The organism is Sinorhizobium sp. 22678, assembly GCF_052044265.1.
Lineage (GTDB): Bacteria > Pseudomonadota > Alphaproteobacteria > Rhizobiales > Rhizobiaceae > Sinorhizobium > Sinorhizobium meliloti_A.
On record NZ_JBQEMS010000008.1, the window covers coordinates 226,817 to 240,023 of the forward strand.

13 protein-coding genes are annotated in these 13,207 nt (G+C 62.7%); 4 read left to right on the plus strand and 9 right to left on the minus strand.

Features of this window, described 5'->3' with window-relative positions:
• The first annotated feature begins 48 nt into the window (after positions 1-48).
• Positions 49-531 carry a plant virulence effector HPE1-like domain-containing protein gene (locus ACTJKL_RS14715; protein ID WP_440853178.1) on the plus strand — a complete coding sequence of 161 codons (483 nt, stop codon included), beginning with the start codon at positions 49-51 and terminating at the stop codon, positions 529-531.
• Positions 532-641: 110 nt separating this feature from the next.
• On the opposite strand, the gene ACTJKL_RS14720 is transcribed toward ACTJKL_RS14715, so the two are convergent.
• The 4 genes from ACTJKL_RS14720 to ACTJKL_RS14735 form a co-directional block, all read right to left on the minus strand.
• Positions 642-1,157 carry a 2-thiouracil desulfurase family protein gene (locus tag ACTJKL_RS14720; protein ID WP_275596660.1) on the minus strand — a complete coding sequence of 172 codons (516 nt, stop codon included), beginning with the start codon at positions 1,155-1,157 and terminating at the stop codon, positions 642-644.
• Positions 1,158-1,216: 59 nt separating this feature from the next.
• Complete coding sequence (gene glyS / locus ACTJKL_RS14725) at positions 1,217-3,382, minus strand: glycine--tRNA ligase subunit beta (RefSeq protein ID WP_440853179.1); 2,166 nt, start codon at positions 3,380-3,382, stop codon at positions 1,217-1,219.
• A gap of 91 nt (positions 3,383-3,473) precedes the next feature.
• The gene (locus ACTJKL_RS14730; RefSeq protein ID WP_440853180.1) at positions 3,474-5,408 is read right to left on the minus strand and encodes a DUF2207 domain-containing protein; all 1,935 of its coding nucleotides are present in this window, start codon (positions 5,406-5,408) and stop codon (positions 3,474-3,476) included.
• 117 nt (positions 5,409-5,525) lie between these two features.
• Positions 5,526-6,074: a LemA family protein gene (locus ACTJKL_RS14735; RefSeq protein WP_018094398.1), complete on the minus strand. Its 549-nt coding sequence runs from the start codon at positions 6,072-6,074 to the stop codon at positions 5,526-5,528.
• Positions 6,075-6,313: 239 nt separating this feature from the next.
• On the opposite strand from ACTJKL_RS14735, the gene ACTJKL_RS14740 reads away from it, so the two are divergent.
• A complete protein-coding gene (locus ACTJKL_RS14740; protein ID WP_345774906.1) occupies positions 6,314-6,559 on the plus strand; it encodes a hypothetical protein in 246 nt (81 codons plus the stop codon).
• On the opposite strand, the gene ACTJKL_RS14745 is transcribed toward ACTJKL_RS14740, so the two are convergent.
• The 5 genes from ACTJKL_RS14745 to ACTJKL_RS14765 all read right to left on the minus strand — a co-directional run bounded on the left by ACTJKL_RS14745 (position 6,560) and on the right by ACTJKL_RS14765 (position 9,990).
• Positions 6,560-7,522: a glycine--tRNA ligase subunit alpha gene (locus ACTJKL_RS14745; protein WP_018094396.1), complete on the minus strand. Its 963-nt coding sequence runs from the start codon at positions 7,520-7,522 to the stop codon at positions 6,560-6,562.
• Between the two features lie 99 nt (positions 7,523-7,621).
• On the minus strand, positions 7,622-7,813 hold the full coding sequence (locus ACTJKL_RS14750) for a hypothetical protein (protein ID WP_003533286.1): 192 nt from the start codon (positions 7,811-7,813) through the stop codon (positions 7,622-7,624).
• A gap of 145 nt (positions 7,814-7,958) precedes the next feature.
• A complete protein-coding gene (locus ACTJKL_RS14755) occupies positions 7,959-8,825 on the minus strand; it encodes a S49 family peptidase (RefSeq protein WP_102761391.1) in 867 nt (288 codons plus the stop codon).
• 138 nt (positions 8,826-8,963) lie between these two features.
• Positions 8,964-9,734: a tRNA1(Val) (adenine(37)-N6)-methyltransferase gene (locus tag ACTJKL_RS14760; protein ID WP_324763026.1), complete on the minus strand. Its 771-nt coding sequence runs from the start codon at positions 9,732-9,734 to the stop codon at positions 8,964-8,966.
• 34 nt (positions 9,735-9,768) lie between these two features.
• Positions 9,769-9,990, minus strand: coding sequence for a putative signal transducing protein (locus ACTJKL_RS14765; protein WP_100669239.1), 222 nt, complete (start codon positions 9,988-9,990; stop codon positions 9,769-9,771).
• 107 nt (positions 9,991-10,097) lie between these two features.
• Between ACTJKL_RS14765 and ACTJKL_RS14770 the strand changes: the two genes are divergently transcribed.
• Positions 10,098-11,114: a polyprenyl synthetase family protein gene (locus ACTJKL_RS14770; protein WP_010968861.1), complete on the plus strand. Its 1,017-nt coding sequence runs from the start codon at positions 10,098-10,100 to the stop codon at positions 11,112-11,114.
• 262 nt (positions 11,115-11,376) lie between these two features.
• Entirely contained in the window at positions 11,377-13,200 is a 1,824-nt protein-coding gene (locus tag ACTJKL_RS14775) for a tetratricopeptide repeat protein (RefSeq protein ID WP_100669241.1), read from the plus strand.
• Positions 13,201-13,207 lie beyond the last annotated feature (7 nt).

The following is a 13,207-nucleotide window of genomic DNA, read 5'->3' on the forward strand; positions in this document are numbered from 1 at the left end:
GGTAAGGGGAGACCGCTATTCTCACCTTGACCAATCGAGGAGAGATCAATGCGTTCCCTGCTGATCACAGCCGCTCTCGTCTATACCGCCGGTCCTGCGGCAGCCTCTTCGATCGACAACATCACCTCCGGCGAGGCTGTCAATTCGAGCGTCGCGACGGTTTCCTGCTCGGCCTGCCCGCCCTTGCAGCCAAAGAGGAAGCCTTCCTACGTCGTCCCGGATCTTGCGCCGGGCACGGATCGCGTGGAGCTCAAGGAAATCCATGGAGAGGTGAAGTCGGTGCGCACGGAAGCGTGGCTGGGCGGCTCGCCGGTGATTTTCGTCAACGATGCATCGGATGTCGCGATCCGGGCCGCGGGAATGCAGACCGGCGAACCGGCAGCGGCCGACGTCTCGGCAAGCACGCACCGCGGCGAGATCGCGGAAATCTCCATCGACCATACCGCAAAAACCGCCGCGGTTGCTGCCTCCATGGCCAGCGGCGGTTCACGGAAAATTGATCCGGCTATTTTCGATCTTCGCCTAGATTGATACCATATTATTAACGTTCCCTGCCCCAGTCAGTCGACGTTCAAGGCTGACGGGCAAATTCGCTGCAAAAGCGAGAGGTTGCGCCCCTGAGAGAAGCAGGGGCGTAATCTTTAGAGCGATACCCCAACTTCGTTGCCGGCATCGCCGACCCTTGCGACCAAGGTCTCTATCTCACGATCGGAATAGATTTCGATGCCGTTGGCCCGCAGCAGCGCGGCCGTCACGCCCTCACCCGCAATACGCTCGCCGCTGAACCGGCCGTCATAGATGAAGCGGGAGCCGCAGGATGGACTGCCGTCGATCAGCAGGGCAAACCGGCAATTCGTCTCGCGTGCCAGCGCAAGCGCATTCTCCGCTGCGCGACGAAACTCCGACGTCACATCGCCGCCCGTCTTCTCGAGGACGCGCGTCCTGCCGGCGAGCACGTCGGCGCCCGTCCTGCCCCCTTCGATCTCGGCCGGCGGACGCGGCACCGGCATGCCGGCCGACATTTCCGGACAGATGGTGACGAGCCGCCCTTCCCTCCTCCAGCGATCGATCGCCGGGTGAATGAGCGGCTTCGATGCGCCGTCGTAACGAACGGCATGTCCCATGAGGCAGGCACTGACGAGAATCCTGGCGGTCATGGGCTTTCATATCGGCCGGTCGTCAACGCGGCAACCTCTGCGGTGCAGAGCGCTTCGAGTTACCCCGATATCTTCGAGAAGTCCGCCACCTCACCCGTCGCCGAGCGGATGAGGCCCAGGAGCGCGAGGCGGTTGGCACGGATCGCCTTATCCTCGTCATTGACGAGAACATCGTTGAAGAAATCGTCGACCGGCTCGCGCAGTTTCGAGAGCGCCTCCATGGCGGAGCGGAAATCCTCCTTGACGATCGCGTCGCGCGCATCGTCCGACGCGACCTTGATCGAAGCGTGCAGCGTCCGCTCGGCGTCGAGCCGGAACAATGCTTCGTCGACGCTCTCGGCGACTTCCGTACCCTTCTTCTCTTCGGCAGCGAGAATCTGCGTCGCACGTTTCGTGCCGGTGAGCAGGTTCCTGCCCTCCTCGGCCGTGATGAAGGCGGTCAGCGCCTCGACGCGGCGGGCGATCATCAACAGATCGTCCGCATCCGACGCGAGCACCGCATCGATCAGATCGTATCGCGCGCCGAGATCGCGCAGGTAAACCTTCAGGCGATCGTGGAAGAAGGCGAGCAGATCGGCGGAAATCTCGGCTGCGATATCCGGACGCTGTGCCTTCAGGGCGGCGAGCGCCACATCGAAACAAGGCAGAAGCGGCAGCCGCGCACTTCCCTCCAGAATGAGCCGGATCACGCCGAGTGCCGCACGACGCAGCGCATAGGGGTCCTTGGAACCGGTCGGCTTTTCGTCGATTGCCCAGAAGCCGACGAGGGTATCGAGCTTGTCGGCAAGCGCCACCGTTACCGAGACGGGATCGGTCGGCACACGGTCGGATGGTCCCTGCGGCTTGTAGTGATCCTCGATCGCATTGGCGACGGCCGCGCTTTCACCCTGCAGAACGGCATATTTGTGGCCCATGATGCCCTGCAGCTCCGGGAATTCGCCGACTGCCTCGGTGCGAAGGTCCGCCTTGGCGAGCACGACTGCGCGATCGACGGAGGCGGGATCGGCACCGGTGAGCTTGGCGAGCGCTGCGGCGAGCGAGCGGATTCGGACGACACGATCGCCCTGCGTGCCGAGCTTGGCATGGAAAGTCACGTTCAGCGCGTCGAGCTTCGCCATGCGCTGGTCGAGAGGCTTTTTCAGATCTAGGCCGAACTTCTCGGCAGACGCCGCCAGCGTTTCGAGATCCGGCAAATCGCCCTGGTCGCGCTTCCAGAAATGCGCCGCGTCGGAGAGCCGCGCACGCACGACCTTGCCGTTGCCGTGGGCGATCTCCTTGCCGCCGTCCTTCGCCTCGATGTTCGAGACGAGAATGAACCGGTTGGACAGCGTTTCGGCGCCGGGCTTCCGCGTGACGAAGCATTTCTGGTTGGTCTTGATCGTCAGTCGGATGATTTCGGACGGGATTTCGAGATAGCTTTCCTCGAAGCTGCCCATCAACACCCTCGGCCATTCGACGAGACCGGCGACTTCCTCCAGGAGGCCCTCGTCTTCAACGAGCTCAAGGCCGTTGGCGAAAGCGATGTTGTGGGCGTCGGCCGAGATGATCTCCTTGCGGCGCTCCGCATCGATCACAACCTTCGCCTTTTCAAGCTTCTCGGCGTAGTCGGCGAAGCGGCGGACCGTGATCGCCTCCGGCGCGTGGAACCGGTGGCCGTAGGTGACGTTCGAGGCGACGATGCCATCGACTTCGAAGGGGATCACCTTCGTCTCGTCGTGTTCCGCGCCGAACGTGCAGACGATCGACTGCAGCGGCCGGACCCAGCGAAGACTGCCCGGTTTGGCCGAAGCGGCACCGGAGCGCATGGATTTCGGCCAGGGAAAGTCGCGGATGATCGCCGGCATCACATCGGCGATGATCTCTTCCGCCTCCCGGCCGGGCTTTACGATGTGCGCCACATAGAAATCGCCCTTCTTCGGGTCGTTATGGACATGAGCCTCGCTGACGGAGGAGAGGCCCGCGGCGCGGAGAAAGCCTTCGATCGCCTTCTCGTTCGCGTCGATGCGCGGGCCCTTGCGCTCCTCGCGCAGGTCGGCGGAGCGCGCGGTCAGGCCGCGGATGTCGAGCGCCAGCCGCCTCGGCGTCCAGTATTCGCGCGCGCCTTCATAGGTGAGCCCCGCCTCAACCAGAGCGTCCGTCACGAGCTTCTTCAGATCGCCGGCCGCCTTGCGCTGCATGCGGGCGGGGATTTCTTCGGATCGCAATTCAATAAGGAGATCGGGCATGGATTCGAGACTTCGTTCTGTTCCGGAAGGTTGCGGCGGACTTAGCAAGCTCTGGCGAAAATGTCATCACGGCCGGCGAGGAAATCCGCTGTCACCAGCCGCCACCGCCACCGCCGCCACCGCCACCGCCGGAAAACCCGCCGCCGGAAGAAAAGCCCGAGGACGAACTCTTCGCAGGCGGCGGCAAGGAAGACGTCATCGTATCCGCCATCGAACCGGCAAGACCGCCGATCGTGTCGGTGAAGGATCCGGGCCCGAAGCTGTCGCCGTGATACCAGCTCGGCTGATAGGCGGCTGCCGCCGCGCCCGCCGAAGCCGCAAGCAGCCAACGCTCGAAGGTCTCGCTCCAGGGCTTTTCCACACCGAGCGCGACGGCATAGGGGAGCAGGGTCTCGAAATGCCGCGGCGACATTTCCGGCGCGCCCTGCATGTTCAGACGGTCTTTCTCGGCGAGCGTAAGATATTGCCTGAGTCCGTCGATGCCATCCATCATGCGCGTGCCGAGCGGCGTCGGCGCGCCCATGAGGTAATAGAAAAGCCCGTTGACGAGGACGATGCCACCGATCGCGAAGAACAGCGGCAGGTCGCCCGGATCGCTGGCCGAAAAGACGAGCGCGGCGAGAATGCTCGAGAAAACCGTGAACAGCACGAAGCCGATGAAGGCAAGCACGACGATCGACAGAATGCGGCGTGCGAGGCTCGAGCCGCGCCGGAGCGATTTACCGACCGAAACGGCGAAGGCGGAAATGAAGACGGCGAGGAAGACCGGGACGATGACGAAAGGAACGCTGTCCTCGCTCAGGTCACCGAAGACGAACAGCGCCGCGAGAGTGGCGACCGAAAGCACGATGCCGCCAACCACGTATCCGGTATTGGCGCGGTAATACTTGCCGCGATGCTCGCGCTCCATCGCGCTGCGGAAGCCGGAACCCGCCGCCTCAATCTTCTTGCCGTTCGCCCTGTCGATGGTGAGCTTGCCGCCGGCCGCGTCCACCGCTTTCATCAAGGCCGCTTCGCCGGTCGGCAGCTTCTCGCCGTTCTTGCCCGTGGCGGTGATGACGACCGCCTTCTTCAGGTCTTCGAGGATGACATGCCCCTTGACCGCAAGGTTGAGCGCCGCCGCGGAAAGCGCTGTCCATCCTTCGCCGGAAAAGCCCTTGTTATCGATATAGTTGACGAGCGCGGGCGAGACGCCGTGCGGAGGGTCCCAGCGCGGGACCATGACGCCGCGGGCCGGGTCGCGGCCGACACGCACCCAGGCGCGCCCGTAATAGAGCAGGACGAGGAGGAGGCCGGACCCGGCGATGACCAGAGTCATGTGATCGCGCAGCCACCAGATATTTTCCTGGGAGGCGGTTGGCCGTTCGATGCTGCCCTTGGGCAGCTTGATCGCGACGGTCAATCCCTCCTGCGGGCGCAGTCGGCGCGTGGTCGCGAAGAAGATCTCGTCGCCCTCCTCCACCGCGCGCGCATCCTTTTCGGTCGCGCCGTAGCCGCCGGTAAAGACATCGAGCGCCTCCGCCTTCACGCCCTTCGGCAAGGTGACGGTGGCGGTCGCCTCCTCGATCGGGAATGCCCATTCGGTTCCGGTCACGTTCCAATAGAGCTCGTCGTGGTCGTCGAAGAAGCGGATCTGCCGGCTCGTCTCGTAGGTGATCTGAAAGGTGTGTTCGCCATGCGGCAGGAGCACGTCGGCGCTTCCCGTGTAGATGCGGATGCCGCCGCTGATCGATTCCGTGCGGTATTCCTCTTCGTCGCCGTCCCGCTCGACGGAGAGAAGGTTGAAGTCGACCTTGCTGCGGCCACCGCGCTCGTCGACGAAGGTCAGCGGAAAGTCGCGGTAGATGCCGCGCCGGATACGGTTGCCTTCGACATTCGCCGTGATCGTCTCGGTGACCGTGAGCGTGCCGTCTTTCGCGACCTCTATGACCGAATGGTAGGCGGAGATGAACTCTTCCGCCGCCGCGACGAGCGGCGATGCAAGAACGAAGGTGACGAGCGCAAGCGCCGCGAAAAGCCGCCTCATCGGGATTCCCTTTTTCAGGCCCACCGGAGCACTTCCAGAAAAGTATTTAACGGTTTTCCGTCCGGAAGTGCGCGGTTTCGAACCGATAGATCGTTTTATTGATTCAGTGAAATTGATCTAGAACTTGACCGACGGAACCGCGCGGTCCGCCTCGTTGGTGATCTCGAAATAGCTGGCCTTGACGAAGCGGAAGGCGTTGGCGATCAGGTTCGATGGGAAGCTCTCGACCTTGACGTTGAGATCGCGCGCTGCGCCGTTGTAGTAGCGCCGGGACATTTGGATCTCGCCCTCGATCGTTTCCAACGAACGCTGGAGTTCTGCGAAATTCTCGTTGGCCTTCAGGTCCGGATAGGATTCGGCGAGCGCGAAGACGCGGCCAAGCGCCTGCGAAAGCGCGCCTTCGGCCGCGGCCCGCGCCGCGACATCGCCTTCCGGCACCGCCTGAGCCCGGTTGCGCAGCGTAACGACCTCCTCGAGCGTCGACTTCTCGTGAGCGGCGTAACCCTTCACCGTCTCGATCAGATTCGGGATGAGATCGGCGCGCCGCTTCAACTGCACGTCGATGCCGGACCAGGCCTCCTCGGCCATCTGCCGCGCCTTGACGAGGCCGTTATAGACGAAGACGAGATAAAGAATAACGGCGACGCCAATTGCCAGCCCGATCATCAAACCCTCCTTTGGATCACGGCGATCCTACTGCATGTTTTCTTAAATTCTATTCGATTCAAGAACAAACCTGTCAGCACTTCAAAGTTCTACAGCGGCCGATCACAAGACCGCCCCCAGCCCCTGCCGAACGGGTGGTGCCGACGTCTGCAGCCTCAGGCTGTTCCACCGGTAACGGCAACGCGTCGGCGGATGCTCGATAGTCCATCCATCGAACAACCTCAACGCTTAGTGCCGCCATGAACACCCCCGTGAGCTTCATCAACGTGATCGCCTTTGCCGCCCTTTTCGCGACCCATGCAAGCGCGGGCCCGATCGAAAGGCCGAGCGGTGTGCGCCGCGCGCTGCAAATCTATGCCGGCGAGTTGTCGAGCGTCAGAGCGCCGGCGCCGAAGTGGCGGCTCGACGGGAGCGAGCACATCTGCTCGCAGCGATCGGACCCGCTTGCTCCGCCATGCGGCCGGAGGACCTCTGCGACCTCCTGATCAGGCCGCTTCCCTGTTCCAGTTGGCGCCGCCGGCCTCAGTCAGCAGGAAGGCTTCGCCGCAGGCTTTCGCGAGCGTACGCACGCGCAGGATGTAGCTCTGGCGCTCGGTCACCGAAATCACGCCCCGGGCATCCAGAAGATTGAAGACGTGGCTCGCCTTGATGCACTGGTCATAGGCGGGGAAGACGCATTTGTGCAGGCGGTTGTTGCTGGAGTCATCAGGCGCACCGGCGGCCAGCAACGCCAGGCATTCCTTTTCCGCATCGATGAAATGCTGATGCAGCATCGCCGTGTTGGCGTATTCGAAATTGTGCCGCGAATATTCCTGCTCCGCCTGCAGAAAGACATCGCCATAGCTGATCTTCTCGGCGCCCTCGCGGCCGTTGAAGTTGAGGTCGTAGACATTGTCGACGCCCTGGACATACATCGCCAGGCGCTCGAGGCCGTAGGTCAGTTCGCCGGAAACCGGAGAGCATTCGATGCCGCAAACCTGCTGGAAATAGGTGAACTGCGACACTTCCATGCCATCGCACCAGCATTCCCAGCCGAGGCCCCAGGCGCCGAGCGTCGGGCTCTCCCAGTCATCCTCGACGAAACGGATATCGTGCAGCAGCGGATCGAGGCCGATCGCCTCGAGCGAGCCGAGATAAAGCTCCTGCAGATTGGAAGGGTTGGGCTTCAAGATCACCTGATACTGGTAATAGTGCTGCAGCCGGTTGGGATTTTCGCCGTAGCGACCGTCGGTCGGGCGCCTCGACGGCTGCACATAGGCCGCGCGCCATGGCTTCGGCCCGAGCGCCCTGAGGGTCGTCGCCGGATGGAACGTGCCTGCGCCGACCTCCATGTCGTAGGGCTGAAGCACGGCGCAACCCTTGTCGGCCCAATAGTTGTGCAGCGTCAGGATCAGAGCCTGAAAGGAGCGCTTCGGGTTCATGTGGTCCGGGAGGGGTGCAATCGTCATGGGATCCGGGTCCGAATTCGTCAAGATTTGCGGGGACAGGTGCCATGCCGCAGGGCGAGGGTCAAGCGCCTTCACCCGCCGGTATTCGGTCAGGCAGCCTCACTCGTCGTCGCGCTTCAGGCGGTACTCGCCGGTCTCGGCGTCCTTGACGAGCGTGCCGTTTGCGCCAGTCTCGCGCTGCCTGCGCAGGCGCTCACGCTGACGCGTCAGCTTCTCGGCGTCTGCGATGAACTTGCGATAGCCGATCCAGGCGATGACGGCGATAATCAGAAGCAGGATGATCTGCGGCATGGTTCCTCCTCTGCATTTCCCTCCAATGGAACGACGGCGCGAGGGGATGCAGCAAATCGCAGTGTTAGCGCGCTCTTGCGGTGCTGGCCAGATGCCGCGAGACCGTTCTTCAAAAACACACGCTCACGCAAGGAACAGGGCCGATTCAAAGACCGAAACGCGCCCAGAGCGCCCGTTCCTCGACGGCGTCGACAAGACCTGCAGCCGCCGTTGCGACGAGCGGCCCCGCGATTGCTCCGGCTACGGCTGCCCCGGGCTGACGTCGCCCGAAGAGGCTTCGGGCCGGCTGGATCAGCTCCAGCCGCGCTTTTTCTCCATAGCGCTTCTTCACCTCGCCCCGCATGTCGCCGAGAGCGTCGACCAGGCCGAGTTCCTGGCCACGTTGCCCCGTCCAGAACAGCCCCGAGAAAAGATCGGGATGGTCGGCCAGGAGCGAACCGCGCCTGCTCTTGACCATCTGGATGAAGATGTCGTGGATCTCGAGCTGCAGGCCTTTGAGAAATTCGATGTCACGCTCCTTCTCCGGCTGGAAAGGATCGAGAACCACCTTGTTTTCGCCCGCCGTGTAGACCCGTCTCTCGACGCCGATCTTCTTCAGGAGATCGGGGAAGCCGAAGCCGCCCGAAACGACGCCGATCGAGCCGACGATCGAGGTCGGATCCGCGATGATCTCATCGCCGGCCAGTGCGATCATGTAACCACCGGACGCCGCCACGTCCTCGACGAAGATCAGCACGCGCTTCCTCTTCTCCTGCGCGAGATCGCGGATGCGCTGATAGATAAGACGGGACTGCACCGGCGAACCGCCCGGAGAGTTGATGGAGATGGCAACGGCCGGGGCCTCCTTGACGGAGAAGGCCTTTTCGAGCAGCGGCGCAACCGTCGCAAGATTGAGAGCCGGGCGGAGCGGGCTGCCGCCGGCCATGATTGCGCCATGCAGCCTGATCGCCGGAATCGTCACACCATCCCTGCGGAAGCGCTTCGGCATCAGCTTTCTGAAGAATCCGGCCATTTCAACTCCTGCCCGCTGCAATCTCTGCATATCTTCTTAAATCCTAGCCGATTTAAGAACAAAGACATGCAGCAATCCAAATCGTCGTCGTGCATGTATGCATTGGCGTCGCAAACGCAATGCCCTGCTTACGGTTAATCATCGGCGATGATAGGCCGCGCGGCCGTTGTTGAGATCGTCGACCTCGGGCGAGAACCGGTGGCCCTCCCCGTGCATCACGAGCGGCGCGCGCAGCGCCAGCCGCTTGCGGCTCTGCTTGATCGCGGATACGAGGATGCGCACGGCATTTTCGCCTGCCCGCGGCAGAAGCGGGGTGATCTCTATGCCGCCGAAGCGGCGGCCGCAGGCTTCGATGATCCCGGCGATCGATTCGGGCCGGGCGATCAGGGAAAGCTGCCCGCCCGGCTTCATGATTGCTCCGGCCGTTTTGATCCACGCTTCGAACAGGTCGCCGCTCATTGCATGGGCCTCCGCCTTCAGCCGGTCGGGCGTCCTGCGATCCGCGGCGTCGTTGAAGGGTGGGTTCATGATCACGTGGTCGAATGTGTCGTCCGGGAGACCCGCGGCCGCGCGCGCCTTGCCGCTCAGCGCGACATCGGCTTCGAGCACCGAGACCCGGCCGGCAAGATGCGCGTTCTCAGGCAATGCGAGGCTGCGGCGCGCAAAATCCGCCATGACCGGCGAACGCTCGACCAGCAGCACTTCGGCCTCCTCGATCCGCGACGCGACGGCCAGGCCGGCCGCACCGGCGCCGGCGCCGAGATCGGCGACGCGGCACGCGCTGCGGCAGGAAACGAGGGATGCGACCAGCATCGCATCCATTCCCGAACGATGCCCCTGACCCAGAGGCTGGATCAGGTGGAACCTGCCGCGGTGGAAAGCATCCACCGTCTCCGGAATTCCCGTCATGCCGCTTTCCGCCTCGCGGAAGGGCCACAGCCGATCATTGCCGCAATTCCCGTTCGAGGCCCGCATCGATCAGAATGCGCCGCGCCCGGTTGGCATCGTCCTCGGCGACCAGGAAGCGCCGCGGCAGGAGGCCGAGCGATCCTTCGAGTATGCTCATGTCCTGATCGGCGATGAAGCATCCGATCCCGGCATCCTTCATCAGGCTTTCCGCAAAGGAAAGAAGGACGGCATCATTGGTGCGGATCAGCTCTTTCATCCGGCTCTATTTTCCTGTCTTAAAGCTGCGGGCGGGACAATTCGCCTCTTGCCGCCCGAAGCCCCTCTTTCTATTGTCGAACCCGCAACGAAACAGGAGTCCGGGCGTTGGGCGTAGTGATACCGCTGGAAGACAATAAAAACAAACAGGCATCTGTGAAGCCGCTTGTCGACCTGACGCTGTCCGACATGGAGCGGGTCAACCAGCTCATTCTTTCCAAGGCGGGTTCCGACGTCCAGATGATCCCGGAAGTCGCCAACCACCTGATTTCCTCGGGCGGCAAACGGCTCCGGCCGATGCTGACGCTCGCAGCCGCTTCGATGTTCGGCTACGAGGGCGATGGTCACATCAAGCTCGCGACCAGCGTCGAGTTCATGCACACGGCGACCCTTTTGCACGACGACGTGGTCGACGAGAGCGATCTGAGGCGCGGCAAATCGACGGCGCGGACGATCTGGGGCAATCAGGCAAGCGTGCTCGTCGGCGATTTCCTGCTCGGGCAGGCATTCCGCATGATGGTCGACGTCGGCTCGATCGATGCGCTCGACGTCCTTTCGACCGCCGCATCGGTGATCGCGGAGGGCGAGGTCCTGCAGCTTTCGGTCGCCAAGAACATGGAGACGACCGAGGACGACTATCTGCAGGTTATCCGCGCCAAGACAGCGGCCCTCTTCGCCGCCGCCTCCGAGGTCGGGCCGATCGTCGCAGGCGGAAGCAAAGCCGACCGCAACGCGCTGAAATCCTACGGCACCAATCTCGGCCTTGCCTTCCAGCTGGTCGACGACGTTCTCGACTATGGCGGAACGTCGAGCGATCTCGGCAAGAATGTCGGAGACGATTTTCGCGAAGGCAAGATCACGCTGCCGGTCATTCTCTCCTATCGCCGCGGCACGCCGCAAGACCGGGCGTTCTGGCGCGAGGCGATCGAGGGCGGCGCAAGCGACGCGGCAAATCTCGAAAAGGCGCTGGGTCTCATCCGTCGCTACGGCGGCCTTACGGATACGATCGCCCGTGCCAAACACTACGGTACGATCGCCCGCGACGCGCTCGCGCCGCTGCCGGCTTCCCCATGGAAATCGGCGCTCGTCGAGGTGATCGATTTCTGCATCGATCGGGTAAGCTGAGCCACTTCATGTTTCCTTGCATCGCGGCCGATCCAAGGGCAGAAACATGCAGCAATTCAAAGTGTTGCCGCGAGGCTTACGCTTCCGGCACGGGATCCGGCGCCGCAGCAGCGGCGGACGAAGACCTCTCCGGAGGAATTTCTTGCCGCGCTGCGCCAAAAAAGCCATTCTATTCTTGAAGACTTGCGCCCGATTTCCAATCGGCTCCGGGCCAACCAGCGGTGGCGTCTCGAATTGTACCACCGGCAATGAAAGGTTTGATATGCGGCAGAATACATTCCTTCGCCTTCTCAGCGGCGCGGCAATGCTGGTTCTTGCAACGGTGACCGGCAACCAGCAGGCCTTTGCCGAGGAGAAGGCGCCGGTCGAAGACGCCGAGCCTTTCGATATCAGGAGCGTTAACACCTTTGCCGGCGCATTCCTTGCGGCGCGCACGGCAGACGTCGATCGCGACTTTGCGGCGGCAACCGAACTCTATCGCACCGCACTCAGGTTCGAGCCCGGCAATAACGATGTCAAGCAGCGGCTGATGATCACGCTGCTGATGAGCGGCAAGTTCGATGAAGGCGCCAAGATCGCCGAAGAGCTGAAATCGGATCCCGCCGTCGAAAGGATCACCACGGTGGTCCGCGCGATCGAAGCCATCCGCAAGCGAGAATACCGCAACGCGCAAAAGCTCTTGAACTACGACGGTCCGAACGATCTCGACCGGCTGATGAGCTCGCTGCTTTCCGCCTGGGCCAAGTTCGGCCAGGGCCGACCGAAGGAAGCGCTGGCGCAGATCAAGAATTTGGATGGCCCGGAATGGTTCCGGATCTTCAGGAACTATCATGCGGGGGCGATTGCGCTTGCGGCCGGCGACAAGACGACCGCGCGCGCCCGGCTCAACGACGCCATTCTTGACCGAGAAGGCGGCGGCGCCGCGCCGGACACTTTCATGCGGGCCGTCGAGGCGCTGGCGCGATTCGAAGCGCGCGAAGGCAACAAGCAGAAGGCGTTGGATACGATCGCCGTCGGCGAAAGCCTCGTCAACAACTACACTCCGCTCGAGGCGCTGAGGAAGAGTGTCGAGGAAGGGAAGCCGCAGGAGCAGCAGGTACGCAACGCCGTGCAGGGTGCGGCCGCCGTTCTCTTTTCGATCGGTGGCGCGCTCAACCGCGAAGGCGCGGAAGACATCGTTTCGCTCTACCTTCAGACGGCGCGTCGGCTTGACCCGGAAAGCGCCGATATTCTCGTGATGCTCGGCGGGATCGCCGAAAACCTCAAAAAGCCGGAAGAGGCGATAGCGCTTTACAAGAGCGTGCCGGAGAGCTCGCCGATGCGCCGCCTTTCCGAACTTCAGCTTGGCCTCAGCCTCGCCGGCATCGGCAAGGTAGACGAGGCGAAAAAGCATCTCAAAGGGCTGATCGACGTCGATCCCAAGAACATCCGCAACTATCTCGCCTATGGCAGCGTGCTTTCCGACGCCAAGGACTACAAGGAGATGGGCGAGCTTTACGACCGCGCGGTCGCCGCGATCGGCCCCGTGCCGAAGCGGAGCGACTGGACCGTCTTCTTCCAGCGCGGCATTGCCTACGAACGCCAGAAGCTCTGGGAAAAGGCCGAGCCGAACTTTCGCAAGGCACTGGAGCTCAACCCGGATCAGCCGCAGGTTCTGAACTATCTCGGCTATTCCTGGGTCGATATGAACATCAACCTCGAAGACGGGCTTGAGATGATCCGCAAGGCGGTCGAGCTCAAGCCCGACGACGGCTATATCGTCGACTCGCTCGGCTGGGCCTATTTCCGCATGAACCGGTTCGACGAGGCCGTGACCGAGCTCGAGCGCGCTGCCGAACTGATGGCCGGCGACGCGACGATCAACGACCACCTCGGCGATGCCTACTGGCGCGTCGGCCGCAAGCTCGAAGCCGTGTTCCAGTGGAATCAGGCGCTGGAGCTGAAGCCCGAGGAAGCGGAAATTCCGAAGATCAAGGCGAAGATCGAAAACGGTCTGCCGCCGCTTAAGGAACCGGTCCCGGCCGCGGCGGATGCCAAGGAAATACTGCCGAAAAAGACCGAGACAGCGCCGGACAAGAAGTCCTGACCGTAAC

What these genes read in the sequence shown, in the direction of transcription:
- glyS (WP_440853179.1), bottom strand. Translation starts at nt 3,382, where the DNA reads ATGCCCGATCTCCTTATTGAATTGCGATCCGAAGAAATCCCCGCCCGC.
- ACTJKL_RS14760 (WP_324763026.1), bottom strand. Translation starts at nt 9,734, where the DNA reads ATGACGGGAATTCCGGAGACGGTGGATGCTTTCCACCGCGGCAGGTTC.
- ACTJKL_RS14740 (WP_345774906.1), top strand. Translation starts at nt 6,314, where the DNA reads ATGAACACCCCCGTGAGCTTCATCAACGTGATCGCCTTTGCCGCCCTT.
- ACTJKL_RS14775 (WP_100669241.1), top strand. Translation starts at nt 11,377, where the DNA reads ATGCGGCAGAATACATTCCTTCGCCTTCTCAGCGGCGCGGCAATGCTG.
- ACTJKL_RS14720 (WP_275596660.1), bottom strand. Translation starts at nt 1,157, where the DNA reads ATGACCGCCAGGATTCTCGTCAGTGCCTGCCTCATGGGACATGCCGTT.
- ACTJKL_RS14750 (WP_003533286.1), bottom strand. Translation starts at nt 7,813, where the DNA reads ATGCCGCAGATCATCCTGCTTCTGATTATCGCCGTCATCGCCTGGATC.
- ACTJKL_RS14765 (WP_100669239.1), bottom strand. Translation starts at nt 9,990, where the DNA reads ATGAAAGAGCTGATCCGCACCAATGATGCCGTCCTTCTTTCCTTTGCG.
- ACTJKL_RS14745 (WP_018094396.1), bottom strand. Translation starts at nt 7,522, where the DNA reads ATGACGATTGCACCCCTCCCGGACCACATGAACCCGAAGCGCTCCTTT.
- ACTJKL_RS14715 (WP_440853178.1), top strand. Translation starts at nt 49, where the DNA reads ATGCGTTCCCTGCTGATCACAGCCGCTCTCGTCTATACCGCCGGTCCT.
- ACTJKL_RS14755 (WP_102761391.1), bottom strand. Translation starts at nt 8,825, where the DNA reads ATGGCCGGATTCTTCAGAAAGCTGATGCCGAAGCGCTTCCGCAGGGAT.
- ACTJKL_RS14735 (WP_018094398.1), bottom strand. Translation starts at nt 6,074, where the DNA reads ATGATCGGGCTGGCAATTGGCGTCGCCGTTATTCTTTATCTCGTCTTC.
- ACTJKL_RS14730 (WP_440853180.1), bottom strand. Translation starts at nt 5,408, where the DNA reads ATGAGGCGGCTTTTCGCGGCGCTTGCGCTCGTCACCTTCGTTCTTGCA.